Origin of the sequence: Arsukibacterium tuosuense, assembly GCF_900215315.1 — a bacterium.
In the GTDB taxonomy this organism is placed as follows: Bacteria; Pseudomonadota; Gammaproteobacteria; order Enterobacterales; family Alteromonadaceae; genus Alishewanella; species Alishewanella tuosuense.
In genome coordinates this window covers 1-15,329 of sequence record NZ_OBEB01000011.1, presented here as the reverse complement: position 1 = coordinate 15,329, position 15,329 = coordinate 1, and the positions used below count along the sequence as shown (strand labels likewise).

Below are 15,329 nucleotides of genomic sequence, written 5' to 3'. Positions count from 1 at the left end.
AGCGTAAAAACGGAGAGAGAGCTATGTTTGAGTTAATGGAAAACCACAGCCAAGAAGCTGTAATTAAAGTAATAGGTGTTGGCGGCGGTGGCGGTAATGCTGTCGAATATATGGTAGCCAGCAATATCGAAGGCGTAGAGTTTGTGGCGGCCAATACCGACGCCCAGGCGCTGCGTAATTCCTCAGCCAACGTTACCCTGCAGTTAGGTGCCGGCGTAACCAAAGGCTTAGGTGCCGGTGCTAACCCGGAAATCGGCCGTCGCTCGGCTGAAGAAGACCGGGAAACCATCAAGAAAACCCTGCAAGGCGCGGATATGATCTTTATCGCCGCTGGCATGGGCGGTGGTACCGGTACCGGTGCAGCGCCAATCGTAGCTGAAGTGGCGCGCGAACTGGGCATTTTAACGGTAGCTGTGGTAACCAAGCCGTTCCCGTTCGAAGGTAAAAAGCGCACTGCCTATGCCGATGAGGGCATTCTGGAGCTGAGCAAGTATGTTGACTCGCTTATCACCATCCCGAACGACAAGCTGTTAAAAGTATTAGGCAAAGGCACCAGCCTGCTGGATGCGTTTAAAGCGGCTAACAACGTGTTGTTAGGTGCCGTGCAGGGTATCGCTGAATTAATTACCCGGCCCGGTTTGATCAACGTCGACTTTGCCGACGTACGTACCGTTATGTCTGAAATGGGCACTGCGATGATGGGTACCGGCCGTGCGTCAGGCCCGGACCGTGCTGAAGAAGCTGCCGAGCAGGCCATTTCCAGCCCGTTGCTGGAAGATATCGACCTGTCAGGCGCGAAAGGTATTCTGGTGAATATTACTGCCGGTCTGGATATCAGTATCGAAGAGTTTGAAATCGTTGGTAATGCGGTTAAAGCCTTCGCATCTGAAAACGCCACTGTCGTAGTAGGTGCGGTTATCGACCCGGAAATGCACGACGAGTTACGGGTAACCGTAGTTGCTACCGGTATTGGTGCTGATCGCCGGCCCGATATCAGCCTGGTACCAAATCACCGCGCTGAGCCGGCACCGGCTTATGTACAGCAGGGCAATACCATGCGTCATGCGGCACCAGCGGCTAACCCGCAAAAGGAAGAAGCAGCGCAGACTAAAACCCAGCCGGAAAGTAAAGGCGGTATCGATATTTTTGATATCCCGGCGTTTTTACGCAAGCAGGCAGATTAAGCTACCTGCCGTGGCCGACAATAAAATGTCTGGCGCACGCCCGGTGAAGGGAATAATATTAGCAACAGTTGAAGTTAAGCCGCTGTTCAGCTGATATTTGGCAACATAACTGCCTGCAGCAATAGCCAGTAAATTGGCAAAACTGCGGAAGTTGTGCTAAGCTTCGCCGCCATTTTGTGATTGCTTAAAATTTGAGCAGGAAGAAATTATGATTAAACAACGTACCGTCGCTAAAACAGTCAGTACTATTGGTGTTGGGTTACACAAGGGTGAAAAGGTTACGCTCACTCTCCGGCCTGCACCTGATAACACGGGCATTATGTTCCGTCGTGTTGACCTGGATCCGATAGTCGACTTTAAAGTTACCCCAGAAATGGTGGGTGACACGGTAATGTGTACGTGTTTAATTAATGAACAGGGCGTGCGGCTGTCGACTACCGAGCATTTAATGGCTGCTGTTGCCGGCCTGGGTATCGACAATCTTATTATTGAAGTCGACTCTGCTGAAATCCCGATCATGGACGGCAGTGCCAACCCTTTTGTCTACCTGTTGCTGGAAGCCGGCATCAGCGAGCAGAAACTGGCCAAGAAATTCATCCGGATTAATCGTACCGTGCGGGTGGAAGACGGCGACAAGTGGGCCGAAATTAAGCCGCATAACGGCTTTAAAATTGATTTCGCTATCGACTTCGACCATCCCGTTATTGCTGAAACCACTCAGCGGATGCAAATGGACTTTTCAGCTGCCGGTTTTATCAAAGATATCAGCCGCGCCCGTACCTTTGGTTTCCTGCACGACATCGAATACCTGCGTGCCAATAACCTGGCGTTAGGCGGCAGTTTCGACAATGCCGTGGTACTGGACGAGTTCCGGGTATTAAACCAGGACGGCCTGCGCTACGAAGACGAATTTATCAAACATAAAATTCTCGACGCCATCGGTGACTTATATATGGCAGGTTACAGCGTGCTGGGCGAGTTTATCTCATACAAAACCGGTCATGCCTTAAATAACCAGTTGTTATGCGCGGTGTTAGCCAAGCAGGAAAACTGGGAATTTGTCAGCTTTGAAGACAAAGCCGACATGCCTATCTCCTACCTGGCACCACAACTGGCGTAATAGTTGCCACCAAACTTAAAAAACCGACGTTATGTCGGTTTTTTTATGCTTAAAATGGGTCAGAGTGAATAATTTAATGGGTCAGAGTGAATAAATTATTCACTCTGACCCATTTTATTTGGCGAGGAGGCGGGTCAGGGCTTGTTTTACCTTGTCGTCGCTATGTTCTAATGCTTGTTGTAGCGAGGCGCGGGCGCTGGCTGATAAGTCGTGTTGTTTAGGATTAGCAGGCGCTTTCGGCGGTGTTTTTACGGCAGGGCGGGCAATCTGGCCGTGCGGTGACACTTCAATATCAATTCCGGCTAAATCAGGCAAGATTTTTTGCCTGAAATTGTCTAGAATGGCATCGCGCTGCATCTTTAACCGGTTAGCCCAGCCTGGCGATTGACATAAAATAACCGCCCGCCCGGCATTAATGCTCGACACCTGACAAAAACTCAGTTGTTCCAGCTGCAAAATATGGCATAACTCGGAATTTAATTTGCGAACAAGTTCATACTGTTGCTGCATCGTGGCCAGCGAGCTCTGGCCAAACAGCTTGGTTAAATCTTCGGGTTTATGGCTATAGCGTTTCATCAACAGCTTACTTAACGGGCTTAATAGCAGGCCGGTTAAGTGTAACAGGTTTTATCGGTGCTGCCACAGTTCGCCGGGCTTGAAACTCAGCCTGGTTGGCACCATATTCTGCCAATAGCCGTTGCACCGGCAGGCAGTAGTAACCAACAACGACAATAAATAACTGGCCTGGCCAGGGCTGCAAAGCAGTTTTAACTTAAATGGTAACTGGATAATGTTTGGAAAATTTTTCGCCAAATTAGTTGGCAGCCGTAACGACCGCTTCCTGAAAAAACAACAGAAATATGTGAAGCAAATTAATGCCCTGGAAGCCGAATACCAGGCGTTATCCGATGAAGCCTTAAAGCAAAAAACCGCTGAGTTTAAACAGCGGATGCAACAAGGCGCCACCCTGGAAGATATTTTGCCCGAGGCCTTTGCTACTGTGCGCGAAGCCAGTACCCGGGTATTCAAAATGCGTCACTTCGACGTGCAGCTGCTGGGTGGTATTGTGCTGCACCAGGGCCGTATTTCCGAAATGCGCACCGGTGAAGGTAAAACCCTTACCGCTACCCTGCCGGCTTACCTGAATGCGTTAAGTGGCAAGAGCGTCCATGTTATTACCGTTAACGACTATCTGGCGCGGCGCGATGCTGAGACTAACGAACCGCTGTTCACCTTCTTAGGCATGACCGTTGGGGTTAATGTGCCCGGTTTAGCCCATCAGGCCAAGCAACAGGCGTATCAGGCCGACATTACCTACGGTACCAATAACGAATTTGGTTTCGACTATTTACGCGATAATATGGCGTTCTCACCGCAAGACCGGGTGCAGCGCGATTTAGCCTACGCCATTATCGATGAAGTCGACTCAATTTTAATAGATGAAGCCCGTACCCCGCTTATTATCTCTGGCCCGGCCGAAGACAGCTCAGAGCTGTACAAGAAAATTAATGTACTGGTGCCGCAGCTGGAAAAGCAGGATAAGGAAGACGAAGAGGGTAAGCACGGTGATGGTCACTTTACCGTTGATGAAAAAGCCCGCCAGGTATATTTAACCGAGCAAGGCCAGATTAAAGTAGAAGAGATGCTGCGCGAAGCCGGCATGATCGGTGAAGAAGAGACCCTGTTCTCTGCCGCCAATATTACCCTGCTGCACCATGTGTATGCTGCACTGCGGGCGCATCAGTTATTTAAACGCGACGTTGACTACGTCGTGAAAGACGGCGAAATTGTTATTGTTGACGAACACACCGGCCGTACCATGGAAGGCCGGCGCTGGTCAGAAGGTCTGCACCAGGCAGTTGAAGCCAAAGAAGGCGTCCGTATTCAGAACGAAAACCAGACCCTGGCTTCTATTACCTTTCAGAACTATTTCCGCCTTTACGACAAACTGGCCGGTATGACAGGTACCGCCGATACAGAAGCCTTTGAATTCCAGCAAATTTATGGCCTGGAAACCATTGTTGTGCCTACCAACCGCCCTATGGTGCGGGACGATATGGCCGACCTGGTGTACTTAACCGCTGAAGATAAGTACAACGCCATTATTGAAGACATTGTTAAAGCCCGCGACGCCAAACGGCCAGTGCTGGTGGGTACGGCGTCAATCGAAAGCTCTGAATACCTGTCTGATTTACTGAATAAAGCCAAAATTAAGCATCAGGTGCTTAATGCCAAGTTTCACGCCAATGAAGCGCAGATTATTGCCGACGCCGGCCGGCCGGGCACCGTTACCATTGCCACCAATATGGCAGGTCGGGGTACCGATATCGTGCTGGGCGGCAGCTTACAATCTGAATTAGCGGCGCTGGAAAACAAAACTGACGAAGCCGTAGCGAAAATTACCGCCGACTGGCAACTGCGCCACGATGCCGTTATTGCCGCCGGTGGTTTACATATCATTGGTACCGAGCGCCATGAGTCACGGCGGATCGATAACCAGCTGCGTGGTCGTTCAGGCCGCCAGGGCGATCCGGGTTCATCGCGGTTCTATCTGTCGCTGGACGATGCGTTAATGCGTATTTTCGCCTCTGACCGGATGGCCGGCATGATGCGCCGCTTAGGCATGGAGAAGGGCGAAGCCATTGAACACCCGTGGGTTAGCCGGGCCATTGAAAACGCTCAGCGTAAAGTAGAAGCCCGTAACTTCGATATCCGTAAGCAATTGCTGGAGTTTGATGACGTCGCCAACGACCAGCGTAAGGTGGTATACGAGCAACGTAACGAACTGTTAGATGCAACTGACATCAGCGAAACGGTCAGTGCCATTCGCGATGATGTGGTCGACTCAGTGATCAGCCAGTATATTCCGCCGCAATCATTAGATGAAATGTGGGATATTCCGGGGCTGGAGCAGCGCTTGAAGGCCGACTTCGGCTTAGAACTGCCGGTAGCCAAATGGCTGGCTGATGACAAAAAACTGTTTGAAGAAAAACTGCGTGATAAAATTCAGCTGGAATTTAGCGAAGGCTACAAGCATAAAGAGCAAATGGTTGGGGTAGAGGTTTTACGCCAGTTTGAAAAAGCCATTATGCTGCAAAGCCTCGATACCCACTGGAAAGAGCACTTAGCGGCGATGGATCACCTGCGGCAGGGTATTAACCTGCGTGGCTACGCCCAGAAAAACCCGAAGCAGGAATATAAGCGCGAAGCTTTTGAGCTGTTCTCGACGATGCTGGACGAGCTGAAAACAGATGTTATCGGTGTTTTAAGCCGGGTTCAGGTTAAAGCGGCTGAAGATGTTGAGGCAGTGGAAGAGCAACGCCGTAAAGCCGATGCAGTGCCACATAACTATCAGCATGCCGAAGCCGGCCAGATGGGTGCTGCCGCTCCAGCACAAGCCCCGGCGCCTGCTGCAGCTGGCGCAAATGCCATGCCGACACCGGTAGTCCGTGACGGCGACAAAGTGGGCCGCAACGACCCATGTCCCTGTGGCTCAGGTAAAAAATATAAACAGTGTCATGGCAAACTCAGCTGATACTGTGGCTGGCACAGCTAACATCAGCAGCCAGCACGCCAGCGCCCTGCCACAATTGCATGTGGCAGTGGGCGTTATTGTTAAGCAGCAGCAAGTATTGTTAGCCTTGCGCAGCAGTAAGCAGCATCAGGGCGGTAAGTGGGAGTTCCCGGGCGGTAAAGTCGAGCAGGGCGAAACCGTCGCAGCCGCATTAGCCCGTGAGTTAACAGAAGAACTGGCGATAACCGTTAGCAAAGCCGAGCCTTTTATGCTGCTGCAACATAGCTATCCGGAGCGTCAGGTTACCCTGGACATCTGGCTGGTTACCGATTTTACTGGTACGCCACAGGGGCTGGAAGGCCAGCCACTGCAGTGGGTTAATATCAGCGACCTGGCCAGTATTACTTTCCCCGATGCCAACTTGCCCATAGTACAGCAATTACAACAGCGCTTTTTATAACGGCGGCTGTTGCTAGTCTGCCGTTAAACTGGCCAGGGCATCACTAAAGCCCCGTAATGAAAACTTCAGCTGGCGCGGGCTTTGCTCGGTTACGAACAGCTGTACCGTGTAGGCGGCGTTATCCTGCAGTTGTTTAACTACCTCCGGGCTTAATACCAGCAAAACTTTACAACCCTCGGGCAAGCATACGGTAACCGGTGCCCGGTGCTTGTTCTCGCCAATATCAATTGCCACACCCGGTGGCAGATAAATACCTAAAGGCAAATTAAGCTGCAGTACCGGATCACTGCTGTTACTGACATAGGATACCTGGCTGGAATAAATAAGCCCCGGTTGCTCAGGGTTTTGCAGGCCCTGGGCGATAACGCACTGGTCGCGGCACACCGCCCGCCAGTCACCAAATTCTGTGACATCGGCTTTAGCGTCATCAGCAACAGCTGCCGGGCTGGCCAGCGCTGTGCTCAGGGTTAACAGCGCCATCGCTGCTAATGATTTCAGGTGAGAAAACGGCTGGTAAAATGTTATGTTGGCCATAATACTATTCCATTAAAAAGCGGATTCCATCAGAAAGAGTTTTCCATTGACGGTGTTTCTTTCAGTCAAAAAATAAAGCCCTGCGCTAAGGCAAGGCTTTATCAGGGTTTAAAGCATTGTACTTATAACGTTTGCATTACAGCTTAGCATAGCGTTGGCGACGGGCAAACAGCGCCATAAAGCCAGTAGCAAACAATAACAGGCTGGCAGGGGCAGGCACATCTACCGGATCGTCCGGGTCAATAACAACGGTACCACCTACACCAGAAAAGCCAAAAATATAGGTAGGGGTAATAGCGCCGCTGGCATCACCAAAGCCATCCTGGTCAACATCGGTACCAGACCAGCCTAATGAATAAACTTCAGCACCGACACTGGCTAATGCGCTTAATGCCGCATTGCGGTTATCTGCGCCACCATAATAAATTTCAAAGGTGTAGCTTTCGCCAGTCAGCAAGGCACCAAAATCAAAATCGAAGTTTGAACCTATATCATCCGGGCCACCAGCAGTAAAGTCGCCGCTATTGCCCGCTTCTGGATTACAGGTAACCAGTGGGTCAGAGCTACAGAAGCCATTATCATTTGCACCTAATACGGCGCTGGCACCGGCGGTACCACCAATAGTAACAAACTCATTGAACGGTGTTGGTGAAGTATCCCAGTCGAAAGTGCGGCGGTACAACAGGTTGGCAATATCTGCCCCGCTGATGTTTTCGATGGTAACGGCAACCCGGAACAGGTTGTCGGTTTCTGACGCCAGGGCAAAATCGTGGGTAATTTGTAACAAACCGCCCATGGTGGTTACCGAGGTAGCTGTTGTAGCCGTGCTGTCAAAACTAACCAGACTCAGGCCACCAATACCTGAAGCATTGTTGGCAGAACCGGAAGTGCCATCAGCGGCCACACCCCAGCCTTCACATAAACAACCATGGTAGGTTGACTCATATTCCACGCCATCACTGATATAGCGCAGGCCAACACCCGTTAACCCGGTCACATCAGGGTTACCACCAGATACATTAAGCTGGCCAAGGTCATCTACGCCGAGGCTGACATTGCCATCGGTAATAATCATTGCGGCCTGGCTTGCTCCGGCCATACCTAATAGGGCTGCTGCTGCAGCCAGTTTTAAAAGTTTCATAGTTTCATCCTGAAAGTTATACATTATCTGTTTATTACAACGACTGCGTATTACAACCACAGGCAGATTGCACAAAACATGCCAATAACTAAACTGTTGAAAATATGCAGCTTTATGTTGTACCTATTATACAAATGTAAAATTTTGTGACGAAAAATGATGGGTTGCTAATGTTTAGTTTTTAAAGAACTGGTTATCCTGGGCAATAAACTCCTGCTCCAGCTCTGCCAGATATTGTTCTGATAAATCAGCATCTATGGGTGCTTTATCCGGAATGCGATGGTTCTCAGCAGCCCAGTCACCTAAATCAATGAGTTTGCAGCGCTCAGAACAAAATGGCCGGAATGTTGAACTGGTATCCCAGATAACTTTGGTGTCGCAAGTGGGGCATTTAACGGTAGTTGGCATAACATAACTCTGTTTAAAACGTAAAAATCCGCTGCTAAGTATAACAGATTAGCTGACTCGAGGCAGGTGAGCCGGCACGATTGTACCTAGTAGAGAGTGAGGTACGCTGCAACCACATTGCTCACGCCGACACGCCGTAAACCCATCCCTGGGGGCTCGTTTATAAACTTCATCCATGAAGTTTACCCTGCGGGCCAGCAAAGCTGTTCAAATGCGTTCCCTGCGCATTTGTCCGCCCGTCCGGGGCTTCAACGGTCGGCTTAGAGCAATATGGTCTCAGCTTTATCCGCCAGGTTCGGCTGGATTCAGTTTTACCTTCAGGCTTAACAACAAGCCAGTTGAAATTGCTGTGATTTGGCGGCGGCGCTGCGGGCGCTGTCGGCATCCAGCTGCATAAAACGAATGGCATAGCGGTACTTATTGCCACTTACCGTCGGGTAAATGCCTTCGCCAGCCGGGTACTTAATCCGCAGTAATTCATACTGCTCGGCATTTTGCTGATAAAAACCGTTGTCGGCCAGCACATCCTGATAATGGCTGCGCTCACGAATAAAGGTTAATACATAACTGATTGCCTGCTCGGCCAGCGCCACCTGCTGCAGCCAGTCTTCCGCCTGGGCCTGGCGCTCGGCCAGCGGTAAACTAAACCAGTATTGCAGCTGCGGCATGTCAAAGTAACAGCAGCCACCGGGAATACTGAAACGCTGGCGTAGCGGCGCTAAAAAGTTATCTTCTTTTAAACCAGCCAGTAATTTACCACAGCGTAACAGCTCTGATTGCATCCGCACTGCGGCTTGTAGCATCGTTTGTAATTTAGCATCTGACACCGACGGATGCTGCGACCAAATTACCAGCTGGCTTTCACAGCGCTCAATATCTTTAATTAAGTCGGGGCGTATATCGTTGCGATCCAGTACCTCAATTAACGCAAACAGGCTGGTAAAAAAACTTTGTTGCTGGTTTTCATCGGCCAGCGCCAGCTGGCTGTGAACTTGTTGAAACAAAAATTCCAGGCGCAAATAGGTGCGGATTTTCTCGTTCAGCGGATGCTCGTAAATAATGTCGGTGGTGTTCGTCATAAGAACAATTGGCCTGTTTTAAACTTAACCGAACCTGCGGGCCCGGTTATCTTTGCATTGACTTGTCGATCCTGCGCCAGCTTTACACTCTCTGCCAGATCTTAACGCTTTGTCAGATCCAAATGTTTTGCCAAATCTAAATAGCGCTGGTGTAGCTGCTGTACCTGCGGTTGCAGCGTGGCGGCTGCGCCGCCGTTTGTAATATCAGTACTTTCGCTATTATTATCAATAATATCATCAGCTAAGGCTAAGCGTTCTGGCCGGCTGATCTGGCTGGCGATAATCGCCTGTACCTGCTGTGCACTTACCCCATCGCGGCTTAGAGTACGGCTTAGCTGGTTTCGTTCAGAAATATCTACCACTAATACCCGGTTAACCAGCGTATCCAGCTTATTTTCCAGCAATAGCGGGGCGATTAACAGCACATAGGGCGCTGGCGGCAAGTTCGCTAACTGCTGCAGCATCTCAGTGCGAATGGCCGGGTGCATTACGCTATCCAGCCACTGTTTGGCTGCCGGGTCGTTAAAAATTAACTGGCGCAGCAGTGGCCGGTTTAAGGTTTGCTGCGGCGTTAACAGCTGAGGCCCGAAATGGTCCACTATTTTTGCCAGTAACGGGCTGCCTTTGGCAACAACTTCCCGGGCAACAATATCGGCATCGACCGCCGGTATACCCAGCTGGTTAAACAAGCGTGCGACGGTCGACTTACCCGAACCAATACCGCCGGTTAAGCCGACAATAAAACGTTTTCTGTCAGGTAGCTCCGGATCTTGCAACAGCGGATCTTGCGACACCTGATCTTGTGACACAGTATCAGGCGCCAAGGTAACTGCGCCGCTGCTAGCCAAGGTAACTAAGGTACGCATTGGTTAACTGCTCACCCCACAGTAAGGCAATAAAGCCAGCCGCAGCAATATAAGGGCCAAACGGAATAGGCGTGGCCTTATCGCGGCCCTGAATCGCCAGCATGCTGGCACCAATTACCGCACCGACCACAGATGATAATAAAATAATCAGCGGCAGCTGTTGCCAGCCGAGCAGGGCACCAAAAATGGCCAGCAATTTAAAATCGCCATAGCCCATACCTTCCTTACCGGTCAGCAGTTTAAAGCCCCAGTACACCAGCCATAAACTCAGGTAGCCGGCAGCGGCGCCAATAATGGCCTCGCTTGGGTTAACCAAGGCTGAATCGGTCAGGCTAAATACTAAGGCCAGCCATAATAGCGGCAGGGTCAGGCTGTCGGGCAACAGCATGGTATCAATATCAATAAAACTAAGCGCAATTAAGCCCCAGGTAACAAAAATCAGCACAAGGGCCAGGGTGCCAAAGCCATATTGCCAGGCCACTAAGGCCGACATTACTGCCGTTAACGCTTCTACTGCCGGGTAACGGCTGCTTATTGGTGCTTTGCAGTGGCGGCAACGGCCTTTTAATAACAACCAACTGATTACCGGAATATTATCGCGGGCGGCAATTGGCGTATTACACTGGGGGCAGCGTGAACGCGGCACTGCCAGGTTAAAGCGCTCAGGTGTATTGGTGGTATTAGTATTTGCAGCGGACGCTTTAGCAGATACTGCCGCATCTGCCTGAAAATAAGCCTGATACTCCTGCTGCCACTCGCGTTCCATCATTTTTGGCAGCCGGTACACCAGTACATTTAAAAAGCTGCCAATCAGTAAACTCAGCAGCGCCACTAAGGTAATAAACAGCCAGTTATGCTGGCCTAAATAGCTGGCAAAATCAGCCATTATACAATCGAACCCATCTGGAAAATTGGCAGGTACATGGCAATAATTAAACCACCAATAACCACCCCCAGCACAGCCATAATCATTGGCTCTAACAGCGCGGTTAAGCCATCGACGGCATCATCCACTTCCTGCTCATATATATTGGCCACTTTTTCCAGCATGCCATCCAGGGCACCGGATTCTTCACCAATTGACACCATCTGAATCACCATTTCCGGGAATTGTTTAGTTTGTTTCATTGCCTGGTACATCTGGGTACCGGAAGACACTTCCTCCCGCACATGCATAATGGCATTGCGGTATATTTCATTGCCCGAGGCGCCGGCGGCCGATTCCAGCGCCTCTATTAATGGCACCCCGGCGGCAAAGGTGGTAGAAAGGGTGCGGGCAAAGCGCGCTACTGCCGCCTTATTTAAAATATTACCAATAACAGGGGCTTTTAAAATCAATGCATCTGCCTGGGTACGGAATTTTAAACTATTGGCGTAGGCTCTTTTAACTACATAACCGGTTGCAAAAATCCCCAGCAATACAACCCACCAATACTCTTGCATCATTTCGGAAATACCCAGTACAAACAGGGTGAAAGCCGGTAGCTGGGCGCCAAAACCGGCAAAAATCTCGGCAAATTGTGGTACTACGAAAATTAATAAAATCGAGGTTACAATAAAAGCCACTACCAATACCGCTATTGGGTAGAACATGGCTTTTTTAATTTTCGATTTTAGTGCTTCGGCTTTTTCTTTATAAATGGCGATACGGTCAAAAATCCGGTCAAGGGCACCGGATTGCTCACCCGATTTAACCAAATCGCAGTACAGCTCATCAAAATACTTCGGGTGCTCGCGCAGTACTTCCGATAACGGCAAACCAGCCTGAATTTTTACCGAAATTTTCTGCATTAAGGTGCGCAGGCTTTTATTGTCGGAACCATTAGCAATAAGGTCGACGCTTTGCACCAGCGGCACGCCGGCACCAAGCATAGTAGATATCTGGCGGGTAACCACGGCAATATCAGCTGGGGTAATTTTTCGTTCGCTGCTGAATAGTGATTTTGGCTTACGTTTAACCCGGGACGGGGTAATACCCTGTTGACGGAGCAGGGCTTTTACTTCGGCAATACTATTGCCTTTCAGTTCGCCATCGGCTTTTTTACCGCGACGGTTTACCCCTTTATATTGGTAAATTTCCAGCTCTTTAATTTTAAGTTTTTGTGCCTGAGCCATACTGTTTATCCTGTTGCGGCGTTACTACGCCCTATGTAAAATTCAGCTTATTAGGTGTCCGGTCGTTGTCAAAACCCGCCACTAGCCCTTGGTCACCCGGTTTACTTCAGCCAGGCTGGTTACTCCGGCGGCGGCTTTAATTAATCCCGACTGGCGTAAATTATTAATGCCTTCTTTCGCCGCCTGGGTGGCAATATCTAAGGAATTACCATCGGCCATAATAATATCGGCCATTTTACCGCTGATTGGCATGACTTCGTAAATACCAACCCGGCCTTTATAGCCGTTTGTGCAATGGTCACAACCGACCGGTTTAAAAATGGTAATACTAGCCAATTGATCTTCGGTAAAGCCCTGGCGCAGTAGTTCCTGCTCCGGTAAATGCTCCGGCGCTTTACATTGCGGGCAAAGGCGCCGCGCCAGGCGCTGGGCAATAATTAAGCTAACCGAACTGGCGACGTTATAGGCCGGTACGCCCATATTGAGTAAGCGGGTCAGGGTTTCCGGGGCCGAGTTAGTGTGCAGGGTTGATAAGACTAAGTGACCGGTCTGGGCTGCTTTAATGGCTATTTCGGCGGTTTCCAAATCGCGGATCTCACCGACCATCACCACATCCGGGTCCTGGCGTAAGAATGATTTTAACGCCGTAGCAAAGGTTAAGCCGGCGCGCGGGTTTACCTGGACCTGGTTAATCCCGGTTAAGTTAATTTCGACCGGGTCTTCAGCGGTGGAAATATTGGTTTCGCTGGTATTAAGAATGGCCAGGCCGGTATACAAGGACACCGTTTTACCGCTACCGGTCGGGCCGGTGACTAATATCATGCCCTGGGGCTGGGCCAGCGCGGCTAAATAGCGCTGCTTCTGAATATCTTCATAGCCTAATACATCGATGCCCAGCATGGCGCTGTCGGAATCGAGGATCCGCATTACAATTTTCTCGCCCCAGAGGGTGGGCAGGCTGCTAACCCGGAAGTCGATCGATTTTTTAGCCGAGAGCTTTAGTTTAATCCGGCCATCCTGCGGTACCCGCTTCTCGGCGATATCGAGCCGCGACATTACCTTTAAGCGGGCTGACAGCCGGCTGGCCAGCGCCACCGGCGGGTTGGCCACTTCATTAAGAATACCGTCGATGCGAAAGCGAATGCGGTACATTTTCTCATAGGGCTCAAAGTGCAGATCTGACGCGCCCTTACGAATGGCATCCAGCAGCATTTTATTAATAAAGGCAATAATCGGCTGGTCGTCTTTATCTGCTGTGACCCCGCCATCGTCCTCTTCTTCCTCGACAATGCCCATAGAACCTAAGTCCCAGTCGGCGGCATCGCCGGCCATATTAAAGCTGCTGTCAAATAGCTTTTCAATCAGCTTTTGCAGCTTATCAAATTCAACTACGACTACTTCAGCATTAAGGCCGGTATTAAATTCAAAATCTTCAATCGCCGCAATATTGGTGGGGTCAATCACTGCCAGGTACATATTGCGGCCGCGCTTGGAGAGCGGCAGCATATCGTTTTTGCGGATTAGCTTTTCATTACGCAAGTCTTCCGGTACCGACTCCAGGTCATAATAATCGAGATCAATACTTAACGCTGAGCTAACCTGAGTAGCCAACTCGGCCAGGCGTGCCGAACCTATTAACTTCTCATTAACTAATAGTTCCGGCAGGGTGCGGTAATTACCGCTTTTTTCGCTAATAGCCTTAGTGGCCTTATCGCTATCGATAATGCCCTGCTGCAATAAGCGTTTTAATAAGGTGGAATTTGCATTAACCGCCATACAGCAAAATTATCCTGATGATTATTTGAGTTTTAAGGAATGCTTTGATTATGCCAGCATTTAGCGCTTATTCAAGTTTTAGGATAATTAGCTTAAATATTAAATATTAGCGCCCAAAAAAACCAGCCACTGAGGCTGGTTTTTGTTTCGAAACAACTAAAATATTAAGGAGTTACTGTGCGGCACTCTGCAGGAACATATTTGAAGTCATCTGCATCACCAACAGTACATGTCCAGTTGATTTCTGGGTCACCAGCAGCAAACGCAGGAGTTAATGCAACAGTAACTGAGCCTGCTGCTGCAGTTGAAATTACAGTAATAACACCAGAGGCGTCTGTGCAAGTTAGAGACGTGGTGTTAGTAGTTGGTACTGTAATATCGGTAACGCCACGACAACTGCCAACAGCAATCGCATTTGCGTTTGCAATGTTTTCAGTTACAGTAGAACGGGCTGCAGAAGCTAAGCTTATTGGTTCAGCCATGCGGCCGCGAATAGTGTAGTCTTGATAAGCTGGCAATGCTACTGCAGCCAGAATACCGATAATCGCTACCACGATCATTAATTCAATCAAGGTAAAACCTTGTTGTTTGGCACGTTGTAAATTAATCATTTTGTACATCTCCTGAGGATTTAATTAGCCGTTGGGCTACCGTCTATTTTGGTGATTTTTCAGGGTAGCGCAAGTTAATTGTTAATAAATGAACGAAAAATATCTAAGCCATTATTGCTATTAGAAAAATAAATTTTTTCTGGCTATTGCGGCAACACTTTTTAATAGTACAAAGGTATTAGTTTTAAAACTTATTTTGCGCTTGTTTTGCTAAAAGGGCCAGATTTTGATCGCAGGATCCTGTTGATTGATCGTAGCAGTGGCCAAAAATCCGACAAATTGCAGGGCAATCTCCCCACCAAATAAATTGGGGTCAGAACACAATTAATTTATAAATGGGGTAAAGCACAAATCCCCCTGTGGTCCCCCTTTGCTAAAGTGGGACGGGCAAGTGGCAAAATTCTGTTGTGTTGTCAGTATAAATTAGGGTCACCCATTAGCCTCTCGGAGTCAACAGCGTAACCAAACCCGCGCGCACGGTTAAGTGCGCGTCTCTTTTATTCCTTGTAAACCAATAACCT

Annotated in this window: 14 protein-coding genes; 4 read left to right on the top strand and 10 right to left on the bottom strand. The window is 49.4% G+C overall.

The annotated features are described in order from the left end of the window. Window positions 1-23 precede the first annotated feature (23 nt). Both ftsZ and lpxC read left to right on the top strand, forming a co-directional pair. Window positions 24-1,184, top strand: a complete 1,161-nt coding sequence (ftsZ, locus tag CRO03_RS17775; protein ID WP_097113024.1) for a cell division protein FtsZ — start codon at window positions 24-26, stop codon at window positions 1,182-1,184. A gap of 208 nt (window positions 1,185-1,392) precedes the next feature. Further along, complete coding sequence (gene lpxC / locus CRO03_RS17770) at window positions 1,393-2,304, top strand: UDP-3-O-acyl-N-acetylglucosamine deacetylase (RefSeq protein WP_097113023.1); 912 nt, start codon at window positions 1,393-1,395, stop codon at window positions 2,302-2,304. 114 nt (window positions 2,305-2,418) lie between these two features. Here lpxC and CRO03_RS17765 read toward each other — a convergent pair whose 3' ends face one another. Further along, window positions 2,419-2,880, bottom strand: a complete 462-nt coding sequence (locus CRO03_RS17765) for a DciA family protein (protein WP_097113022.1) — start codon at window positions 2,878-2,880, stop codon at window positions 2,419-2,421. 214 nt (window positions 2,881-3,094) lie between these two features. Here CRO03_RS17765 and secA point away from each other — a divergent pair, with 214 nt between their 5' ends. Together secA and mutT are read left to right on the top strand one after the other, a co-directional pair. Next, window positions 3,095-5,839 carry a preprotein translocase subunit SecA gene (secA, locus tag CRO03_RS17755; protein ID WP_097113020.1) on the top strand — a complete coding sequence of 915 codons (2,745 nt, stop codon included), beginning with the start codon at window positions 3,095-3,097 and terminating at the stop codon, window positions 5,837-5,839. Then, window positions 5,823-6,278, top strand: coding sequence for an 8-oxo-dGTP diphosphatase MutT (gene mutT / locus CRO03_RS17750; protein WP_097113019.1), 456 nt, complete (start codon window positions 5,823-5,825; stop codon window positions 6,276-6,278). The genes secA and mutT overlap by 17 nt, the downstream gene beginning before the upstream one ends. Window positions 6,279-6,290: 12 nt before the next feature. On the opposite strand, the gene CRO03_RS17745 is transcribed toward mutT, so the two are convergent. The 9 genes from CRO03_RS17745 to CRO03_RS17705 form a co-directional block, all read right to left on the bottom strand. Beyond that, the gene (locus CRO03_RS17745; protein WP_097113018.1) at window positions 6,291-6,812 is read right to left on the bottom strand and encodes an invasion associated locus B family protein; all 522 of its coding nucleotides are present in this window, start codon (window positions 6,810-6,812) and stop codon (window positions 6,291-6,293) included. 136 nt (window positions 6,813-6,948) lie between these two features. Further along, entirely contained in the window at window positions 6,949-7,953 is a 1,005-nt protein-coding gene (locus CRO03_RS17740) for a PEP-CTERM sorting domain-containing protein (protein ID WP_097113017.1), read from the bottom strand. Between the two features lie 174 nt (window positions 7,954-8,127). Next, entirely contained in the window at window positions 8,128-8,361 is a 234-nt protein-coding gene (gene yacG / locus CRO03_RS17735; protein WP_097113016.1) for a DNA gyrase inhibitor YacG, read from the bottom strand. Window positions 8,362-8,684: 323 nt separating this feature from the next. Continuing rightward, window positions 8,685-9,440 (bottom strand): cell division protein ZapD, encoded by a 756-nt coding sequence (gene zapD / locus CRO03_RS17730; RefSeq protein WP_097113015.1) that lies wholly within the window; start codon window positions 9,438-9,440, stop codon window positions 8,685-8,687. Between the two features lie 101 nt (window positions 9,441-9,541). Continuing rightward, the gene (gene coaE, locus CRO03_RS17725; protein ID WP_097113014.1) at window positions 9,542-10,306 is read right to left on the bottom strand and encodes a dephospho-CoA kinase; all 765 of its coding nucleotides are present in this window, start codon (window positions 10,304-10,306) and stop codon (window positions 9,542-9,544) included. Next, on the bottom strand, window positions 10,281-11,192 hold the full coding sequence (locus CRO03_RS17720; RefSeq protein WP_097113013.1) for a prepilin peptidase: 912 nt from the start codon (window positions 11,190-11,192) through the stop codon (window positions 10,281-10,283). Before CRO03_RS17720 ends, coaE begins: the two co-directional genes overlap by 26 nt. Then, window positions 11,192-12,421 (bottom strand): type II secretion system F family protein, encoded by a 1,230-nt coding sequence (locus CRO03_RS17715; protein ID WP_097113012.1) that lies wholly within the window; start codon window positions 12,419-12,421, stop codon window positions 11,192-11,194. The genes CRO03_RS17720 and CRO03_RS17715 overlap by 1 nt, the downstream gene beginning before the upstream one ends. 81 nt (window positions 12,422-12,502) lie before the next feature. Continuing rightward, complete coding sequence (pilB, locus tag CRO03_RS17710; protein ID WP_097113011.1) at window positions 12,503-14,197, bottom strand: type IV-A pilus assembly ATPase PilB; 1,695 nt, start codon at window positions 14,195-14,197, stop codon at window positions 12,503-12,505. Between the two features lie 164 nt (window positions 14,198-14,361). Next, on the bottom strand, window positions 14,362-14,808 hold the full coding sequence (locus CRO03_RS17705) for a pilin (protein WP_097113010.1): 447 nt from the start codon (window positions 14,806-14,808) through the stop codon (window positions 14,362-14,364). Between the last annotated feature and the right edge of the window lie 521 nt (window positions 14,809-15,329).

Coding starts and splice junctions, on each gene's coding strand:
- ftsZ (WP_097113024.1), top strand. CDS start 24: ATGTTTGAGTTAATGGAAAACCACAGCCAAGAAGCTGTAATTAAAGTA.
- lpxC (WP_097113023.1), top strand. CDS start 1,393: ATGATTAAACAACGTACCGTCGCTAAAACAGTCAGTACTATTGGTGTT.
- CRO03_RS17765 (WP_097113022.1), bottom strand. CDS start 2,880: ATGAAACGCTATAGCCATAAACCCGAAGATTTAACCAAGCTGTTTGGC.
- secA (WP_097113020.1), top strand. CDS start 3,095: ATGTTTGGAAAATTTTTCGCCAAATTAGTTGGCAGCCGTAACGACCGC.
- mutT (WP_097113019.1), top strand. CDS start 5,823: ATGGCAAACTCAGCTGATACTGTGGCTGGCACAGCTAACATCAGCAGC.
- CRO03_RS17745 (WP_097113018.1), bottom strand. CDS start 6,812: ATGGCCAACATAACATTTTACCAGCCGTTTTCTCACCTGAAATCATTA.
- CRO03_RS17740 (WP_097113017.1), bottom strand. CDS start 7,953: ATGAAACTTTTAAAACTGGCTGCAGCAGCAGCCCTATTAGGTATGGCC.
- yacG (WP_097113016.1), bottom strand. CDS start 8,361: ATGCCAACTACCGTTAAATGCCCCACTTGCGACACCAAAGTTATCTGG.
- zapD (WP_097113015.1), bottom strand. CDS start 9,440: ATGACGAACACCACCGACATTATTTACGAGCATCCGCTGAACGAGAAA.
- coaE (WP_097113014.1), bottom strand. CDS start 10,306: ATGCGTACCTTAGTTACCTTGGCTAGCAGCGGCGCAGTTACCTTGGCG.
- CRO03_RS17720 (WP_097113013.1), bottom strand. CDS start 11,192: ATGGCTGATTTTGCCAGCTATTTAGGCCAGCATAACTGGCTGTTTATT.
- CRO03_RS17715 (WP_097113012.1), bottom strand. CDS start 12,421: ATGGCTCAGGCACAAAAACTTAAAATTAAAGAGCTGGAAATTTACCAA.
- pilB (WP_097113011.1), bottom strand. CDS start 14,197: ATGGCGGTTAATGCAAATTCCACCTTATTAAAACGCTTATTGCAGCAG.
- CRO03_RS17705 (WP_097113010.1), bottom strand. CDS start 14,808: ATGATTAATTTACAACGTGCCAAACAACAAGGTTTTACCTTGATTGAA.